The organism is Mesorhizobium sp. XAP4 (genome assembly GCF_029269325.1).
Taxonomy (GTDB): Bacteria; Pseudomonadota; Alphaproteobacteria; order Rhizobiales; family Rhizobiaceae; genus Mesorhizobium; species Mesorhizobium ciceri.
Window position 1 is genome coordinate 1,028,030 of sequence record NZ_JARIXW010000001.1, and the last position, 16,325, is coordinate 1,044,354.

Annotated in this window: 13 protein-coding genes; all 13 read left to right on the plus strand. The window is 62.5% G+C overall.

Going from position 1 to position 16,325, the window contains the following annotated elements:
• Positions 1-22 precede the first annotated feature (22 nt).
• The 13 genes from P3C39_RS05130 to P3C39_RS05190 all read left to right on the plus strand — a co-directional run bounded on the left by P3C39_RS05130 (position 23) and on the right by P3C39_RS05190 (position 16,233).
• The gene (locus tag P3C39_RS05130) at positions 23-2,509 is read left to right on the plus strand and encodes a mechanosensitive ion channel family protein (RefSeq protein ID WP_275952808.1); all 2,487 of its coding nucleotides are present in this window, start codon (positions 23-25) and stop codon (positions 2,507-2,509) included.
• Positions 2,510-2,664: 155 nt separating this feature from the next.
• Positions 2,665-2,928, plus strand: coding sequence for a hypothetical protein (locus P3C39_RS05135; RefSeq protein WP_023812335.1), 264 nt, complete (start codon positions 2,665-2,667; stop codon positions 2,926-2,928).
• Between the two features lie 206 nt (positions 2,929-3,134).
• Positions 3,135-4,568: a UbiA family prenyltransferase gene (locus P3C39_RS05140; protein WP_013531146.1), complete on the plus strand. Its 1,434-nt coding sequence runs from the start codon at positions 3,135-3,137 to the stop codon at positions 4,566-4,568.
• 2 nt (positions 4,569-4,570) lie between these two features.
• Positions 4,571-5,923: an FAD-binding oxidoreductase gene (locus P3C39_RS05145; RefSeq protein WP_275952809.1), complete on the plus strand. Its 1,353-nt coding sequence runs from the start codon at positions 4,571-4,573 to the stop codon at positions 5,921-5,923.
• Positions 5,924-6,047: 124 nt separating this feature from the next.
• Positions 6,048-6,497 (plus strand): EamA family transporter, encoded by a 450-nt coding sequence (locus tag P3C39_RS05150; protein WP_127369135.1) that lies wholly within the window; start codon positions 6,048-6,050, stop codon positions 6,495-6,497.
• On the plus strand, positions 6,494-7,501 hold the full coding sequence (locus tag P3C39_RS05155; protein ID WP_275952810.1) for an NAD(P)-dependent oxidoreductase: 1,008 nt from the start codon (positions 6,494-6,496) through the stop codon (positions 7,499-7,501). Before P3C39_RS05150 ends, P3C39_RS05155 begins: the two co-directional genes overlap by 4 nt.
• 104 nt (positions 7,502-7,605) lie before the next feature.
• The gene (locus P3C39_RS05160) at positions 7,606-9,036 is read left to right on the plus strand and encodes an aspartate aminotransferase family protein (protein ID WP_224674913.1); all 1,431 of its coding nucleotides are present in this window, start codon (positions 7,606-7,608) and stop codon (positions 9,034-9,036) included.
• Between the two features lie 21 nt (positions 9,037-9,057).
• Positions 9,058-10,290 carry a hypothetical protein gene (locus tag P3C39_RS05165; protein ID WP_275952811.1) on the plus strand — a complete coding sequence of 411 codons (1,233 nt, stop codon included), beginning with the start codon at positions 9,058-9,060 and terminating at the stop codon, positions 10,288-10,290.
• The gene (locus P3C39_RS05170) at positions 10,287-11,045 is read left to right on the plus strand and encodes an FkbM family methyltransferase (RefSeq protein WP_024501322.1); all 759 of its coding nucleotides are present in this window, start codon (positions 10,287-10,289) and stop codon (positions 11,043-11,045) included. The genes P3C39_RS05165 and P3C39_RS05170 overlap by 4 nt, the downstream gene beginning before the upstream one ends.
• Before the next feature lie 155 nt (positions 11,046-11,200).
• The gene (locus P3C39_RS05175; RefSeq protein ID WP_013531153.1) at positions 11,201-13,762 is read left to right on the plus strand and encodes an FAD-dependent oxidoreductase; all 2,562 of its coding nucleotides are present in this window, start codon (positions 11,201-11,203) and stop codon (positions 13,760-13,762) included.
• 94 nt (positions 13,763-13,856) lie between these two features.
• On the plus strand, positions 13,857-14,705 hold the full coding sequence (locus P3C39_RS05180; protein WP_275952812.1) for a DUF1194 domain-containing protein: 849 nt from the start codon (positions 13,857-13,859) through the stop codon (positions 14,703-14,705).
• Positions 14,706-14,783: 78 nt separating this feature from the next.
• Entirely contained in the window at positions 14,784-15,128 is a 345-nt protein-coding gene (locus P3C39_RS05185) for a peptidase inhibitor family I36 protein (RefSeq protein ID WP_024501320.1), read from the plus strand.
• Positions 15,129-15,282: 154 nt separating this feature from the next.
• Positions 15,283-16,233: an ABC transporter substrate-binding protein gene (locus tag P3C39_RS05190; protein WP_024501319.1), complete on the plus strand. Its 951-nt coding sequence runs from the start codon at positions 15,283-15,285 to the stop codon at positions 16,231-16,233.
• Positions 16,234-16,325: the final 92 nt, after the last annotated feature.

Sequence of the window (16,325 nt, forward strand, 5' to 3'; positions counted from 1 at the left end):
GCCGATGAGTCGCCAACAAATCATGCTTTTCCGATTGCTTCGTCTCATCCTGGTACTCACGCTGGTCGTTTCGGCGCCGCTTTCGTTTGAGGCGATGGCGCAAGCGCTCGGCCAGGGCTCGGCCGGTTTGGTCGCCGATCAGCAAAAGGTCATCCAGGATCTAACGGCCAAGACGGACGATCTCGAGAAGAAGATACAGCAGGACGGTGAGGACGATGCCTCACTCGTGGAGATCCGTCTGCAGCTGGAGGATCTGTCGCGGGCGGCACTCACCAGTGCGCTGGTATTCCGCTCGCGGCTCACCGAGATCAACAATCGCATCGAGGTGCTGGGTCCTCCACCGGCGGCGGGCCAGCCGCAGGAGCCCGACATCGTGACGGGCGAGCGTCAGGCGCTTGCATCGGAAAAGGCCGAGATCAACGCGGTCGTTGCCAGCGCACAGAACCTGTCGATCCGCATCAGCGGGCTGATCGACAAGATCGGCAATATGCGCAGCGAGCTGTTCCGCAATCTTTTGACCAAGCGCTACGTGCTGTCGGATGCGCTCAGCCCGCAGGTGTTTTCCGACGCCCGCGACGAGTTCGGCAATCTCTACAAGGCGGTGTCGTCCTGGTTGAGCTTTGCCTTCAAGTTCAAGTTCCAGGCGATCCTGGCGGCAACCTTCGTGGCGCTCGGGCTGGCGCTGGTGCTGCTGGTCGGCGGCAGGCGCCTGTTCGGGCGGGTGTTCGAAGCCGACCCCACCAATGAGGACCCATCCTATCTCAGCCGCCTTTCGGTGGCCTTCTGGTCGACCTTGCTGCCGACGCTGGCGGTTGCCGCCTTTCTTGGATCGACGATTTTCTTTTTCAATTATTACAATGTGTTGCGCGGCGACATTGGGCTCTTCCTCAACGCGCTGGCGACCGTCATCGGCGTGGTGTTCTGCGTCAACCGGCTGACCAATGCGGCGCTGGAACCGCGGCTGCCGAACTGGCGCCTGATCCCGGTCGAAACCGGGCCGGCGCGCTGGCTGGTGCGCCTGGCCACCGCCATGGCCGTGGTCATCAGCGTCAACACCTTCCTGTCGGTGATCAACGACAAGATGGGTTCGCCGCTGTCGCTGACCATCGCCCGCAGTTTTGTCGCCACCATCATCGTCGGCATCATCCTGATCCTGATGGCGATGCTGAGGCCGTTCAAGGCGCGTGACGGAAGCTGGCGGCCCTGGCCGGCATGGCTGCGCTACTTGTCGTTGGGCCTTGGCCTATTCACCATCATAGCCGCCTTGCTCGGCTATATCGGCCTTGCTCTGTTCGTTTCGTTGCAGGTCGTCGTTACCGGCACCGCGCTGATCACCGCCTATATCGGCTTCCTGTCGGCGCAGGCGATCGGCGAGGAGGGTGCTTTCGCCAACACCTCCGTCGGGCGCTGGCTGTCGGCCAATTCCAGCTACGAGGATACGGCCCTCGACCAGCTCGGCCTTGTCGTCAGCGTTGCCATCAATGTGATGATCGTGCTGGTGTTCCTGCCGCTGATCCTGCTGATGTGGGGTTTCCAGCCCGGCGATATCCAGGCTTGGGCCTACAAGCTCGCAACCGGGATCAACATCGGCTCGGTGACGATCTCGGTCACCGGCATCCTCTCCGGCATCGTCGTCTTCGTCATAGGCTATTTCCTGACGCGGTGGTTCCAAGGCTGGCTCGACGGCTCGGTCATGGCGCGTGGCAAGGTCGATACCGGCGTGCGCAACTCGATCAGGCTGGCGGTCGGCTATGCCGGCGTCGCGCTGGCGGCACTGGTCGGCATCTCGGCGGCGGGCATCGACCTGTCCAGCCTGGCACTGGTCGCCGGCGCTCTTTCCCTCGGTATCGGCTTTGGCCTGCAGAACGTGGTGTCCAATTTCGTTTCCGGCCTGATCCTTCTGGCCGAGCGGCCGTTCAAGGTGGGCGACTGGATCGTTGCCGGCGACGTCAGCGGCACGGTCAAGAAGATCAGCGTGCGCGCCACCGAGATCGAAACCTTCCAGCGGCAATCGGTGATCCTGCCCAATTCGAACCTGATCAACAACGCCGTCGGCAACTGGACGCACCGCAACAAGCTCGGCCGCGTCGACATCAAGGTCGGCGTCGCCTATGGCAGCGACGTCAAGCAGGTTCATGCCGTCCTGCTGGAGATCGCCCGCAGCCACCCGATGGTGCTGAAGAACCCCGAACCCTTCGTGCTGTTTTCCAATTTCGGCCCTGCCGCCCTGGAATTCGAAATCCGCGTGTTCCTGGCCGACGTGATGAACGGCAACATCGCGCAGAACGACATCCGTTTTGCCGTCCTCGAAAAATTCAGCAGCGAACACATCGAGATCCCCTCGACGCCGCGCGCCGTGGTCGAGGCCCACAAGCCCAAGGCCTGGCCGACGGACGACGACAAGATCGAGGCCGACTTCGCCGAACAGGAGCAGATAAGGGCCGAAGCCGAGGCGGAGAAGAAGCGACTGGTCAAGTCTCGCAAAACCAAGAAGCCGGACCCGGACTAGGCTCGGACTCCGTCGACCTCAATCCTGCCCGGAATCGATTGCGGCATGAATGGGGCATTCAGTTGCGGTTCAGCTTCCATCTCATATAAGCTCCATGCAAAGGCGAAAATGCCTTGCCAATGCAACAGAGGCGGTGGGAACACCGATATTGCACCATGTGGAAGTCTCTCGTCGCTGCAGTCGCCCTGGTCGCCGCCATCGGCTCGGTCCATGCCGCGAGCGCGGTCAACAAGGACGCCGAGACCCGCACGCTGGTCGTAACGGAGGGCGGCAGCAAGACCGACCTTGCGCTGGCCGGTGGCGAAACGGTTGAGTTCTGCCCGAACGGCTGCTTCGTCACCTTGCCCAATGGCGATCTCGAAGCCCTGACCGGTTCGGAAACCGTCGAGATCTCGGGCGGTGTCGCCCGCATCAAGTAATCTTGGCGTCACGATTGTAGAGGCCGGGCATTTGCCCGGCCTTTTATCGTTTCCGGTAGCGGTTGTTTAACAATGACACCGGAAATACCGCCATGGCAGCCGCCTGCAACCGTGCGTTTTAACGTTCGCTACGCCATCGCCCGCTATACCAGCCTCAAGACGCCGAAAAGCGGCGCGCAACTCTACGCGGGCAGGGCAGGACGGACATGGATGCGCGATCGGACAGGAACGCAATACCGCTTGCGGTCGATCTCGACGGCACGCTGATCGCAACCGACCTGTTGTGGGAAGGGCTGTTCATCCTTCTCAAGAAGAACCCGCTCTATATCTTCCTCGTACCGTTCTGGATCGCCGGCGGGCCGGCGCGGCTGAAGCAGGCGATCGCGCAGCGCATCGACATCGATCCGGCATCGCTGCCCTATCGCGAGGTGCTGCTTTGCCGCCTCCGGACCGAGCACGCCGAGGGCCGCAAGATCGTGCTGGCGACCGGTACGCCGCGCAAGTTCGCCGACGCCATCGCGGCCCATCTCGGCATTTTCGACCAGGTGCTGGCCACCGATGGTCTCGCCAATCTCACCTCGGGCAGGAAGCGCGCCTCGCTGATCGCAGCCTATGGCGATGGCGGTTTCGACTACGCCGGCAACAGCCGCCATGACCTCCAGGTCTTCGATGCCGCACGCAACGCGATCGTCGTCGCGCCCGACCGCCATGCCGCGCGCTGGCAGGCGGCACATGGCGCCGAGACGGTGCCGGCGCCGAAGCCGACTTTGCGGACCATCGTCAAGATGCTGCGCGTGCATCAGTGGCTGAAGAATTCGCTGATCGCAGTGCCGATGGTGCTCTCGCATGAATATTTCAACACCGACATGATCTGGGAATGCCTGCTGGCATTCGTCTCGTTCAGCGCGGTGGCATCGGCCATCTACATCCTCAATGATTTCTTCGACCTCGCGCTCGACCGCAAACACCTTACCAAGCGCAACAGGCCGTTCGCCAGCGGTGCGCTGTCGATCCCGTTCGGACTTGGCGCGATCGCGGTGCTTCTGGCGATCGGCATCGGCACCGGGCTGTTCCTGTCGCCCGAATTCATGGCTGTGCTCGGCGGCTACATGGTCGTCACCACCGCCTATTCGCTGTCGTTCAAACGCATGCTGCTGGTCGATGTGCTGACGCTCGCCGGCCTCTACACGATCCGCGTCCTGGCCGGTGCGGCGGCGACCGGCGTCGACGTCTCGTTCTGGCTGCTGGCCTTCTCCATCTTCTTCTTCCTGTCGCTGGCGCTGGTGAAGCGCTTCGTCGAACTGCGCACCACCGCCATTCCCCCCGGCGAGCGCATTGCCGGTCGCGGCTATCGCACCGAAGACCAGGAGATCGTCGCCCAGGCCGGCATGGCCTCGGCCTTCTCCTCGGCGCTGGTGCTGGCGCTCTACATGGACAGTGTCGCGGTGCGGGAACTCTATCCGCATCCATGGCTGATCTGGCCGCTGGCGCCGATCGTGCTTTATCTCACCATGCGCGTCTGGATCCTGGCGCGCCGCAACGAGATGCATGACGATCCGGTCGTCTTCATCATCCGCGACTGGCGCAGCCAGATCGTGGTGCTGATCGGTGCGGTGATGCTGGTCATCGGGGGCTGGTAGGCATGGCCACGCAGCGGTTCCCGAGCTTTGGTCTTGCCACACCGCCGGCGCCACGCGCCATCGGTGCCGACGAGGCGATCGCGCTGCTGAAGGGCGGTCAGGCCAAGCCGGCGTCGCTGCTTGCCTATGGCAATGGCCGTTCTTACGGCGATTCCTGCCAGAACGGAGCCGGAGCGGTCGTCGACATGCGATCGCTGAACCGGATCCACGCCTTCAACGCCGAAACCGGTGTTCTCAAGGCGGATGCCGGCGTGCTGTTGTCCGACATCATCGCCCACGCTGCCCCCTACGGCTTCTTCCCCGCCGTTGTGCCAGGCACGCAATTCGTCACGCTCGGCGGGGCCATCGCCAATGACGTGCATGGCAAGAACCATCACCGGCGCGGCACCTTCGGCTGCCATGTCGAGAGCTTCACGCTGCTCAGGTCCGATGGAAGGACCCATCGCTGCTTGGCGACAGACAATGCGCGGCTGTTTGCGGCGACGATCGGCGGCATGGGGCTGACCGGCCTCATTCTGTCGGCCTCGATCCGGCTGATGCGGGTGCATTCCCTCGACATCGTCGAAAGGGCGACGCCGTTTCGTGACCTCTGCGAATTCTTCGACCTGGCCGCGGCGGCCGATCAGGCCAACGAATATGCGGTCGCCTGGATCGACCAGCTTGCCGGCGGTCGCAACAGCGGTCGCGGCCTGCTGCTCACTGGCAATCACGCCGAGCACGGCTCGCATGCCGCTTCGCGCGCCGGCGGCAATTTCTCGGTGCCGGTCCAGCCGCCGTTCAACGTGCTCAACCGGCCGTTCCTGACCGCCTTCAACGCTGCCTACAGGTGGAGGAAGAGCCGGGCAACGGTGCCGCGCCAGGCCGGCTACCAGGGCTTCTTCTTCCCGCTCGACGGCGTGCGCGATTGGAACCGGCTTTATGGGCCGAAAGGGCTGTTCCAGCACCAGAGCGTGGTGCCGGAACAGACGGCGCGCGAGGCCGTGCCGGCATTGCTGGCGGCTGCAAGGCAAGCCGGGCAGGGCTCGTTCCTCACGGTGCTGAAACGCTTCGGCTCCATCCGCTCGCCGGCGCTGCTGTCGTTTCCGCGTCCCGGCTACACGCTGACACTGGATTTCCCCAACAGGGGCGCCGCGACGCTGACACTGCTGCGGGAGCTCGACCGCATCACGGTCGAGGCCGGCGGCGCGGTCAATCCGTACAAGGACGCCCGCATGGGGGCCGAAATCTTCGCTTCGTCCTTTCCCGAATGGCAGCGGCTGGAAGCGCTCCGCGACCACGCCTTCATGTCCGACTTCTGGGCGCGCACTGCGAAGAAATTGGATGTGCGGCGAGGCTCGGTCGAGGCAGCCGAATAGATAAAATCCGAATAATTATTGGTTAACAGATGGTTGATAGCGCGATTCACTCAAAACAATGTTGGGACTTCACCAAATGTTTGCGGGTTTGTAGTAGGAAGTGTGAAGGGGTGGCTTGGAACTCATGAAATACATCGTCTTCATTCTCTTTACAGTCATGACCAATGCCGCGGCGCAGCTGATGCTGAAGCAAGGCATGATGTCGCTCGGACCGATCTCGTTCGAGGGCGTCAATCCGCTCGTCAAGCTGCTGCAGATCGTCTTCAGCCCCTGGGTGTTCCTTGGCCTGTGTACCTTCGTCATCTCGATGGCCTCGCACCTCTATGTGCTGTCCAAGGTCGAGCTCTCCTTCGCTTATCCGTTCCTCAGCCTCGCCTATGTTGCCGTCGCCATCTTCGCTTATTTCGTCTTCCGCGAGGACCTCAATGGCTGGCGGATCGCCGGCATCGCCTTCATCTGCGTCGGCACGGTGCTGATCGCGCAAAGTGGCCGGGATTTGGGTGGGCAAGGGCATGAGGACCAGGCCGCTTCCATCACGCCCGACAAGATCCAAGCAAACGAGATCCTTCGATGAGACATATAATTTTCGGCGGTGACGGTTTCGTCGGCCGCCATCTTGCCCCGAAGCTTGTGGCCGATGGTGAAGAGGTTGTCGTCGCCGACATCGTCAAGAGCGACCTGCCGCATTACCGCAGCGTCCGCTTTATCCAATGCGACGTCACCGATCCGGCCTCGGTCGCCGCGATTGGGCTGAAGGCCGACGACATGGTCTACAATTTGTCGGCCAAGATGCTGTCGCCGATCCAGGTGCGCGCCAAGCGGCATGACTTCTTCTTCCCTGTAAATTTCCATGGCACCGAGCACATCATGCAAGCCATGGACGGAGCCGGTGCGTCAAAACTCGTCCACTACACGACCGACATGATCTACGGCCACACGGTCACGCAGCCTATGACCGAGGAGCACCCGGTGGCGCCGCTGGGCGAATATGGCTGGTCGAAGCAGAAGACCGAGGAGCTGGCGGCCGAGTGGCGCAAGCGCGGCATGTCGATCTCGCTGTTTCGCCCGCGCCTGATCATCGGTCCCGGCCGGCTCGGCATTCTCGAAAAACTGTTCAAGCTGATCGACTGGAATTTTCCGGTGCCGATGATCGGTTCGGGCAGGAACCCTTATCAGTTCATCTCGGTGTTCGACTGCGCCGAAGCCGCCCGCGCGGCCTGGAAGGCCGGCGTGCCAAACGAGGCCTATAATCTGGGTTCACTCAATCCACCGCCGGTCAAGAAGCTGCTCGGCGATCTGATCAGGCATGCCGGCTCGAAATCGATCCTGATCCCGACACCGGGCTGGGCAGTCAAGCGCACGCTGGACCTGCTCGACCTGATGAACATGCCGATCATGGACCCGGAACAGTATCTGATCGCCGACGAGGAATGCGTGCTCGACGTGTCCAAGGCCGGGCGTCAGCTCGGCTGGGCGCCGCAATATCGCGACGAGGACATGCTGATCGCCGCCTATAGCGAGTACCGCGCCAAGAAAGCCGGTCTCGCGGTCGCCACCACACATGTGCCCGCCGAATAGCGGCTCGCAAAACAGCTTTCGTTGCGCACGATTGCGGTCGTGCGTGCAGACAGGAGATTGAAATGACCGTCATGGCCAAGCCCGAACAGACGAATGCGCGCACCATGGTCAGTGCGCCGGCGCTGTCGCCCGCCACCATCGCCAAGCCCGACCTGATCAGTGTCGAGCAGGCCAAGGCGATGGACGTCGCAGAGATGACCGACCTGTTCAAGGCGCATCTCAACCCCGGCCAGCTGCACTTCATGAAGCTGCTCGGCTTCCACAAGATCAAGATCGAGCGTGCCGAAGGCATGTTCTACATCGACCAGAACGGCCGCAAGATCCTCGACTTCTTCGGCGGCTTCGGTTCGCTGGCCTTTGGCCACAACCATCCGCGCATCCTGGAAGCACGCAAGAAATTCCAGGAGGAGAAGCGCCAGGAAATCGCCATCGCCTTCATGTCGCAATATGCGGCGGCACTTGCGCACAACATCGCCAAATGCTCGCCCGGCGATCTCGACATGGTGTTTCTGGGTTCGTCCGGCTCGGAAGCGATGGAAGCGGCGGTTAAGCTCGCCGAGCGCGCCGCCGGTCCGAAGCGGCCGAAGGTCGTCTATGCCGAGAATTCCTTCCATGGCAAGACCAAGGGCGTGCTCGGCATCACCGACGGCCAGCTCTACCGCGCCGACTTCAAGGTGGCCGAAAACACGGTCCGCATCCCGTTTGCCGACATCGAGGCGGTCGAGCGCCTGTTCCGTTCCGACCCGGAGGTCGGCGTCATCGTGCTGGAAACCATCCAGGGCGGCGGCGGCATCATCCAGGCGCCTGCCGAGTACTGGCAGAAGCTGCGCGCGTTGTGCGACCAGTATGGCGTGCTGTGGGTCGCCGACGAAGTTCAGTGCGGCTACGGCCGTTCGGGCCGCTTCTACGCCTTCGAACATTACGGCGTCGTTCCCGATGTGACGGCGCTGGCCAAGTCGCTCGGCGCCGGCAAGGCGGCGGTCGGCGCGATGATTGCGCGGCGCGAGGTCTACATGAAGGCCTATGGCACGCCGAAAACGGCGATGATCCATGCCATGGCGACCTTCGGCGGAATGGGCGAGGCCTGCGTCACCTCGATCGAAGGGCTCAACGTGCTCTACGACGAGGGCCTGATCGACAATGCCGCCGTCACCGGCGACTATTTGCTGCAGCGCCTGCAGGCGCTCAGGGAAAAGTACCCCAAGATCATCAAGGATGTGCGCGGCAAGGGGTTTATGGTCGGCCTGGAGTTCCACGACTTCTCGCAGACCTTGCCGATGGTGCTGCGGCCGATCGTCAGCGTGCTCGACGACAAGCTGAAGGGCTCGCTGTCGGGCTTCGTCGGCGCGCTGCTGCTGCGCGACTACGACGTGCTGGTCGCCTTCACCGAGTACAACCGAAACGTCATCCGGCTGGAGCCGCCGTTGATCTGCCAGCGCGAGCATGTCGACCGCTTCGTCGATGCCTTCGACAGCCTGCTGTCGCGCGGCATCGTGTCGATCGTGAAGGATTTCGTCAAAAGCCAGGTTCGTTAAGCGAGTTCGCTGGGTACAACGATGCTGACCAAGTCGCCCGCTCCACAAAACCCACTCGACCGGCTCACCGGAGCCGGCCTGGCGTGGGGCGAGGGGACTTATGCGCGGCTGGCGGCACCGATCGGCGCTGCGGCCTTCGCGCTCTACATCCTTTTTACAGCGTTCACGGCATGGGTGATGCCCGACGCCAACTGGGACATGCTGCCCTATCTCGCTATATCAGAGGAAGGCACCTATCCCGATGCACAGGCGCTGCATGACTATGCCTACAACACTGTCAAATCGGGCGTGTCCGCAGGCGACTACAAGGCGCTGACCGACGATGGTGGCGGCTTCCGCAGCCACATGGCGGAGAATGCCGCCGATTTCCATTCGCTGCTCGGCATGTACCGGATCAAGTTCCTCTACGCCGAGGTCCTGTCGACGATGAGCGCGGTGATGTCGCCGGTCGAGGCGATGCGCCTGGTCTCAGTGGTCTCGGTTCTGCTGTTCGGCGCGATCGCCCTGATGTGGCTGCGCTCCGAGGGGGCACTGGCCTTGGCGCCTGTGGTCGGCGCGGTGCTGATCATGGCCGATTTCGGCGATGCGGCGCGCGCTTCGACGCCGGATCTGCTCACGTCAGCGCTGCTGCTCGGCGGGCTCTATGCCTATGTCCGCGGGCGCGAGATGGCGACCGCGATCCTGCTCTTCCTCGCCTTCATGGTGCGCCCGGACAACATCGTTTTCCTTGCTGTTTTTACCGTGCTGCTGGTCGCCTTCCGGCAGAAATCGTGGGGCGCGCTGGCCGGCTTTGCCGCTTCCCTCGTTGCCTATTTTGCCATCTCGCACTGGGCGCATCATCCCGGCTGGTGGCCGCATCTGTGGTTCTCCAGCATAGAGCAGCATTACAATATGGACGGGTTCGAGCCGCCATTCTCCATCGTTGCCTATCTCAGGGCATTTGCCACCTCGCTGCTGCGTGCCGTCAGCCTGAACAGCTGGGTCGGGGTGTCGGTGCTGGCACTGGCCGGCTGGTTTGCCGCCTCCTGCGCCGGCTTCCGCCTCGATCGCCGCGCCGGCATCCTGTTTGCGGCACTGGTGCTCGGCGCGCTGGCGAAGTTCACCGTCTTCCCGATCCACGACACGCGCATCTATTTTCCGCATCTGATCCCGCCATTCCTGCTGCTGGCGACGCCGCTCATGGCGTTGTGGGCGGCCGCGGCTCGCGGTCAGAATCGCGCTGCCATGCAAATCATTCCTGGAGACAAGTCATGAGTTCGCTATCCAGCCTGGCGCGCGTTGCCCTGTCGCTCGGTCTTCCCAGTGGCGTTCTCGACCGCGGACCATCGCTGCGCGGCACGAAGTTCCTGGCCAAGGCGGCGCTGAAGGCGCGGTTTGGTGGGGCAGGGCGGCCGTTCCAGATGGTCAATGTCGGCGCCTGCGACGGCGCGCTGTTCGACGATGTGACGCCGTGGCTGCACCGCATAGCTGGCGCACGCGCGATGCTGGTCGAGCCGATCCCGTACAATCAGAAACGGCTGCGCGCCAATTATCCCGACACCGGCCGGTTCATCATCGAGCCGGTGGCGGTGACAAAGGCCAAGGGGACGATCACCGTCCACACCTTCGATGCCGCCGCGCTCGAGTCCGGCACGCTGCCCATCGAATTCATCGGCTGTTCGTCGGTCACCGACACCAATCTGATGTCGGGCAAGAATGCCTGGGGCGAGGCCGACGCCAACTTCAACAAGTTCGCCCCGCACCTCAGGGACATCGAGGTGCCATCCGAGACCTTGCAGACGCTGCTCGACCGCAACGGCATCATCCATATCGATGCCTTCCTCGTCGATTGCGAGGGCGCCGACTGGATCGTCTTCGAACAGCTCGACCTCAAGCGCTACCGCCCCGGCATGATCAAGGTCGAGGTTGGCGCGCTGCCGGCCGCCGAGATCGGCCAGGTCGTGGTCAAGCTGAAGACATCAGGCTATCAGGTCGGCTTCCAGGCCGAAGACATCTGGGCCTTCGCCTGAGTTAGCCCACCGAAAAGCGAACCGCCCCAGGCGCCCGATGTGAAGCATTCTGCCGTCTGGTCGCTCGGCTTTTTGCCAATGTCGCAAACAGGCTTCAATCGCCCTGCCGCTCCGCCCTATAGTCCGCCCGCTTTATCACTTTGGAGTCGCGGGCAATGGCAGAGTTTCCGAAAAAGGCGAGGGTCGTCATCGTCGGCCTGGGCGGTATTGTCGGCGCATCGATCGCCCATCACCTGATCGAACGCGGCTGGGATGACATTGTCGGCATCGACAAATCAGGTATCCCGACCGATATCGGCTCGACGGCGCACGCCTCCGACTTCTGCTACACCACCAGCCACGATTTCCTGTCGTGCTGGACGACGCTCTACTCCATCGATTTCTACGAGAAGATGGGTCATTACGCGCGTATCGGCGGCCTCGAGGTCGCGCGTGTCGGCGACGACAGCCGAATGGAAGAAATCAAGCGCAAGATCGCCTCGGCCAAGGCGTTTGGCACGCGCGCGCGCCTGATCGAGCCGGCCGAGATCAAGGAAAAATTTCCGCTCATCGAAGAAGCGATTGTTCAAGGTGGTCTTTGGGATCCCGATGCCGGTCTGGTCATCCCGCGTTCGCAGACGGTCGCCGGCAAGCTGGTCGACCAGGCGGAAGCGTCGGGCAAGCTCAAATCCTTCGCCAACACATCGGCCCGGTCGCTGGTCGTCAAGGACGGCCGCATATCAGGCGTGGTAACGGACCGCGGCACCATCGAGGCCGACTATGTCGTCGTCTGCGCCGGGATTTGGGGCCGGCTGATAGCGGAAATGGTCGGCGAAGACCTGCCGGTCATGCCGATCGACCATCCGCTGACCTTCTTCGGCCCCTACAACGAGTTCGCCGGCACCGGCAAGGAGATCGGCTGGCCGCTGCTGCGCGACCAGGGCAACTCGGCCTATATGCGCGACACCGGTGATCCCAAGACCGCCGAGGGCGGGCAGATCGAATGGGGTTATTACGAAGAGACCAATCCGCGCCTTTGCCACCCGCGCGACCTGCTGGAGAAGGACCAGGCGCGGCTTTCGCCGTCGCAACGCGATCTCGACATGGAACAGATCCTGGCGCCGCTCGAACGCGCCATGGAACTGACGCCGATCCTCGGCGAACTCGGCTATAATGAGAGCCATTCGTTCAATGGACTTCTCCAGGTAACCGCGGATGGCGGCCCGTCGATGGGCGAAAGCCAGAAGGTGCGGGGTCTGTGGTATGCCGTTGCCATCTGGGTCAAGGATGGTCCCGGCATGGGCAAGCTGATCGCCGACTGGATGACCGACGGCCGCACCGCAATCGATCACCATGCCATCGACTATGCACGGTTCTATCCGCACCAGACCAAGGAGCAGTTCATCTGGGACCGCTGCACCGAGACGGCGATGAAGGTCTACAATCCGGCGGTACATCCGCGCGAGCCGTTCTCCAAGGCCCGCAATATCCGGCGCTCGCCGTTCTGGGAACGCGAGAAGGAACTCGGCGGCTATTTCATGGAACTCGGCGGCTGGGAGCGCGCCCACGGCTATGCCGCCAACGAGCATCTCCTGGAGAAATACGGCAACCGGGTGCCGGTGCGTGAGAACGAATGGGACAACCGCCATTTCTGGCGCGTCTCCAATGCCGAACATCTCGCCATGAGCGAGGATTGCGGCATCGTCAACCTGTCGCATTTCGCCATGTACGACATCGAAGGTCCAGACCATGTCGCGCTGCTGGAATGGTTGTGCGCAGCCAAGATTGGCGGCGACAACAACATCGGCAAGGGCATCTACACCCACTTCCTCGACGAGGAAGGCATGGTGCGGGCCGACTTTACCGTCATTCGCATGGCCGACCGCTGTCGTTTGATCGACGGCGCGGACGCTGGCCCGCGCGACTTCCAGTACATGCGCCGCACGGCACAGGACAAAGGTTTCGACGTCACCATCACCGACGTGACCGAGAACTATGTGACCATCGGCATCTGGGGGCCGAACGCCCGGGCGACCTTGCAGAAGGTGGTCGAAAACCCGGACGGGCTCTCTGTTGAGAACTTCCCATTCGCGGCGATCAAGCCGGTCCGGATCGGCGGCAAGGACGTCACCGCTTTCCGCATCTCCTATGTCGGCGAGCAGGGCTGGGAACTGCATATGCGCTACGAGGACGGTCTCGCTGTGTGGGATGCGCTGCGCTCGACCGGCGTGATGCCTTTCGGTGTGGAGACCTATGCCAACACGCGCCGCATGGAAAAGAGCCTGCGCCTGCAGAACGCCGACCTTCTGACCGAGTACAATCTGCTCGAAGCGGATCTCGCTCGTCCAAAGGTCAAGGAGAACGATTTCTGCGGCAAGGCGAAGCACGTCGAATACCGCGCCCGCGAGCACCAACCGGCCATGCTGTGCACGCTGGTGATGACCGAGAATGTCGATTCCAAAGGCGTTGCCCGCTATCCCGTCGGCACCATGCCGGTGATGGATCCGAAGACCGGCGAGACGCTGGTCGACGAACTCGGCCGGCGGTCCTTCACCACCTCGATGGCCTATGGCCCGACCATCGGCAAGAATATCGGTCTTGCCTATCTGCCGTGGGCGTACGCCCAGGAAGGCCGCAAGCTCACGATCGAGTATTTCGGTGAGACATATCCGGTCGAAGTGGCGGCTGTCGGCTACAAGCCGCTCTACGATCCGGAGAATTTGAAGCCGCGCAGCTGATTGCTAGCCGGCGCAAAGGGCATGAAGGCAAAAGCCTGGCCATCGGCCGGGCTTTTCTCTTTTTAAGCCGACGGTTTTCGCTTACCTTCGCGGCATGTCTGCTTTTGCCTGCGCAAGACATTTCCTTTCAGGCTGCGCCTCGTTCGCACTGACGCTCTGGTTGACGCCTGCGGCCCAAGCTGACGAGCCCGTCGATGTCGAGCTGGTGCTGGCCGTCGATGTCTCGCTGTCGATGTCTCCGGACGAACTCGAGATCCAGCGTCACGGCTACGCCGCGGCACTGACGCACGACAATGTGCTGCAGGCCATTGCCGATGGCGCTTATGGCAAGATCGCCGTCACCTATGTCGAATGGGCCGGCACCAACTGGCAGCGCGTCATCGTGCCGTGGACGGTGATCGCCAGCCGCACCGACGCCGAGCGGGTGGTTGCGCAACTATCCGCTCAGCCGCCCAACAGCGCGCGGCGCACCTCGATCTCCGGAGCGCTGGAGTTCGGCAACGACCTGTTCGCCGAAAGCGGCTACCAGGGCACGAAGCGGGTCATCGACATTTCGGGCGATGGCCCCAACAATCAAGGCGCGCCGGTCAACCTGACCCGCGACGATCTGATCAAGCAAGGCATCGTCATCAACGGCCTGCCGCTGATGACGCGAGGCGGTTTTTCCGGCGCCTACGACGTCAGCAATCTCGATCGCTACTACAGCGACTGCGTCATCGGCGGACCCGGAGCCTTCATGATTCCGGTCAATGACTGGACGCAGTTTCCCGAAGCCATCCGTCGCAAGCTGGTGCTGGAACTCGCCGGCCCGGCGTCGCCGCAATGGGCGGCAGAAGAAGCCACGCATCCGCCGGTGGTATTGGCGCAGGACAAGCCCGCCACCGACTGCCTAGTCGGCGAGAAAATGTGGCGCAACCGCAGCTGGATGTTTGACAGCCGCTAGGCGACCGAAGCATTGGCAAATTGGCCGGACCGCGCTATCCAGTCGGAGGGGCCGCGGCAAAAACCGAGGAAACATCAGATGAAACGTCTAGCCATCCTGACTGCTGTCGCGTCCGTGCTTTTTGCCGACGCCGCCAGCGCCCAATACAATGATGAGCCCGCCTGCATGATGTTCGAGCACGCGAATTTTCGCGGTCGGTCCATCGGTATGGGCCCCGATGATTCCGTGAACTTTCGCGGCGGCCAGTTCTGGAACGACCGTGTGTCGTCGGTGATTGTGCGCCGGGGTTGCACACTCATTGCCTATGAGGACTCCCGGATGGGTGGCCGCTCGATCGAGATCCGGCGCCGGATCCGCGATTTCGGCGGCAGCGACTGGAATGACCGTATATCGTCGGCGGAGTGCACCTGCGACGATTATTGAGGCCATTTTGGATTAGCCACGATGGATTTCTGGCGGTGGTAGCCATTGGCCGACAGCAGAGTCGGGCCTGCCGGTTGCCTCACCAAGCTGTTCATTGACAAGCCGATTGGCGTCTGTGAGACAATTCCCCAGCAAAAACAAAAGGGGAACCGACATGAACAGGATCGCCGTTCTTACCGCAACTCTGACACTTGCCGCCGGCCTGTCCGCACCGGCGATGGCTGCCACCTCGGTCACTATCGGCATCAGCGGCTGGACAGGCTTCGCGCCGCTGACGCTTGCGAAGCAGGCGGGCATCTTCGAGAAACACGGACTCGACGTGACCTTGAAAAAGGTGCCGCAAGCGAGCCGGCCGCTCGCCATCGCCAGCGGCGACCTGCAATGCGCGGCCACCACGGTGGAGACCTGGCTGGTGTGGAACGCCAGCGGCGTCACCACCAAGCAGATCTTCCAGCTCGACAAATCCTACGGCGCCGACGGCATCGTCGCCCGCAACAACATCAAGACCGTCGCCGATCTCAAGGGCAAGAACGTCGCGTCATCGGCGCCGGGCACGTCGCCCTATTTCATGCTCGCCTGGGTGCTGAACAAGAACGGCATGTCGACGAAGGACGTCACCGTCGTCAATCTGGAGCCTGATGCGGCGGCGCAAGCTTTCCTCGCCGGGCAGAACGACGCCGCCGTCACCTACGAACCGTTCATCTCGGCGGTGCGCGACAAGTCGGACCAGGGCCATATCCTGGCGACGACGCTCGACTACCCGATGGTGCTCGACACGGTGGGCTGCACACCCGAATTCCTGAAAACCAATCCGGATGCCGCCAAGGCGCTGGCCGACAGCTATTTTGATGCACTCGACCTGATCAAGAGCGATCCGCAGAAATCCTACGAGACCATGGGTGCCGACGTGAAACAGTCGGCCAAGGAATTCGAGGATTCGGCGAAATACCTGAAATGGGCCGACCGGGCGGAGAACAAACAGTTCTTCACCAAGGAATTCCAGGACTTTTCCAAGACCGCCGGCGAACTGCTGCTGCAGATGGGACTGATCAAGGAAGCGCCCGACGTCACCACATTGGCTGACACCAGCGCGGTTTCGAACTGATCGTTCGGCCTTTGACCATCAAGCGGCGGCGCCTGGCGCTGCCGCCTTCTCTTGGACAAAGCGCGATTTGAGCATGGGGACCATTTGAAAAT